Annotated in this window: 4 protein-coding genes; 2 read left to right on the top strand and 2 right to left on the bottom strand. The window is 43.9% G+C overall.

Annotation, left to right across the window (positions count from 1 at the left end; translation table 11 throughout):
* Window positions 1-32 precede the first annotated feature (32 nt).
* On the top strand, window positions 33-179 hold the full coding sequence (locus AB3112_RS11195) for a hypothetical protein (protein ID WP_367334536.1): 147 nt from the start codon (window positions 33-35) through the stop codon (window positions 177-179).
* Between the two features lie 58 nt (window positions 180-237).
* Here AB3112_RS11195 and AB3112_RS11200 read toward each other — a convergent pair whose 3' ends face one another.
* The gene (locus AB3112_RS11200; RefSeq protein WP_367334534.1) at window positions 238-900 is read right to left on the bottom strand and encodes a hypothetical protein; all 663 of its coding nucleotides are present in this window, start codon (window positions 898-900) and stop codon (window positions 238-240) included.
* Between the two features lie 83 nt (window positions 901-983).
* Here AB3112_RS11200 and pgmB point away from each other — a divergent pair, with 83 nt between their 5' ends.
* A complete protein-coding gene (gene pgmB / locus AB3112_RS11205; RefSeq protein ID WP_367334535.1) occupies window positions 984-1,676 on the top strand; it encodes a beta-phosphoglucomutase in 693 nt (230 codons plus the stop codon).
* A gap of 16 nt (window positions 1,677-1,692) precedes the next feature.
* Here the strand turns inward: pgmB and AB3112_RS11210 are convergent.
* On the bottom strand, window positions 1,693-1,867 hold a 175-nt coding region (locus tag AB3112_RS11210; protein ID WP_367334537.1), incomplete at its 5' end, for a DUF488 domain-containing protein.

Consider the following 1,867-nt stretch of genomic DNA (forward strand, 5'->3'; position numbering starts at 1 on the left):
AATTAAAGGATGATACTGGTTACAAGTTTGTGGTGCGCGTTGAAGTCTTGATGGCTGGCGTTGACCATGATCAGGCACAAGCCTTAGTTGACGAAGCTAAGAACTATTGCCCAGTAGCCAAAATGATCAAGCAAAATGCTAACGTGTCATTTGAAGTTGTCGATGAGTTTTCGTTCTAAATTAAAATGATTCAAAAAGCCCGCCACACAGGATTTGTGTCGGCGAGCTTTTTCGATTTTAAAGACGTTGATGTTTTAATTTTTTGAAGACGAAACGGTCGCTCAAGGCAATGAATGTCCCTTGAAAGAGCAACGCAACCACGGTACCAATATTGACCGCCCATATCTGATGTTGAATCAATACGCAGATGAGGATGATCAGAATTGGTGTGAGAAAGGCGGTTAAAGAAGCCAGAACGGCATTCCCATGCAGAAACCTGAATCGTAAAATCTGCATGAGATCATCGTTTGGGTGGAGGATTAAATTAATCCGCTGGTAAATTGAAATACCGCAGCCAATCATCATGACGCCCACAATGTCTAAACTCACAGCAGGAACGACTGATAGCTGCTGGATGTGAAAGACAGTCAGGACGTGGGCAAGCCCACTGACTAAATAACTGAACGGAATCATAAAAACGAGATTGCCCAGCATCCGGTGCCAGTCAAATTGACGCAGTAACAAAGCGTTAGCCAGAATCACGGCAATCCCTTCCAGCAGCAAAATGTTGCCTAGATTCATTTTGAACAAATGGGACATATTGACAGCCGAAGCGGTCCATAAAGCACTGCCTAAGTTAAGCGAAACGGTTAGTGCGTTTCCCAATGAATTGATTATAATAGAAATGATAAGTAAAATAAAATCTCCTATAATAGTTGGTTTTCCGTTATCCTGATACACGCGCCGATCCCTCCATAACGATTCTATTATACGGGAGTTTTTTCAAAATGAAAGGGCTTTTGTCCTTAAATGAGGTGGCACACATGGCTAAATTAAAGCAATACTCTGGGGTTCTCTTTGATCTTCACGGGGTGATTGCCGATTCCTCTCAGTACCATTTGCAGGCTTGGCGGCAGTTAGCCGATAAGCTTGGCATTAACTGGACCACAGCCCTGACTGAGACGGTTCTCGGAATGAACCGGCAGGATGCGGTGAAAGCAATTCTGAAAGCCGGCAATCAACTTTCCCAGTATACGGCCGTTGAGCAACAACGGCTGGGTGAGCAAAAGAATCAAATGTATCTAAAATTAATTGAACACATGTCGCCGGCGGATGTCTTGCCTGGTGTCATTTCATTTTTAGATGAGCTCAAAGCCCAGCATTACGGTATCGTATTAGCATCAGCTTCGGTGAACGCACCGTTAGAAATAAGCAAAATGCAGCTGACGGATTACTTTCCGTTGATCGTTGATCCTGCCAAGCTGACGCACAATAAACCAGACCCGGAGATTTACGTGCGGGCTGCGGCATTACTGAACTTAGCGCCAAATGAATGTATGGGTGTTGAGGATTCGAAAACGGGTCTGACGGCACTGAATGGCTCTGGCGCGTTATCAATTGGTGTTGGTGATGCAGCGGAAATTGATAGCGCGGATATTAAATTTTCGAGTACCACTGAACTGAGTCTGGCAGGTATCAAAGCACAGATAGCAGCATTAAAAAAGATCACTGATTAGAGTGATCTTTTTTTGCTTATAAAATTTTATCCAGATAATCCTTTAACACCACTGCTTGGTTGTGGGTTTCGTCCTTTGCGCCGTAAAGCATAATGACGTTGCCTTCAGCAAGGTGGGACTTAATTAATTCGAGAAATTTTTCCCGGTCTGGGTTGGCATCCAACTCAGCGATATAACGGGTTTTAAACTCA

Source organism: Lentilactobacillus sp. (assembly GCF_040773105.1).
In the GTDB taxonomy this organism is placed as follows: Bacteria; Bacillota; Bacilli; order Lactobacillales; family Lactobacillaceae; genus Lentilactobacillus; species Lentilactobacillus parabuchneri.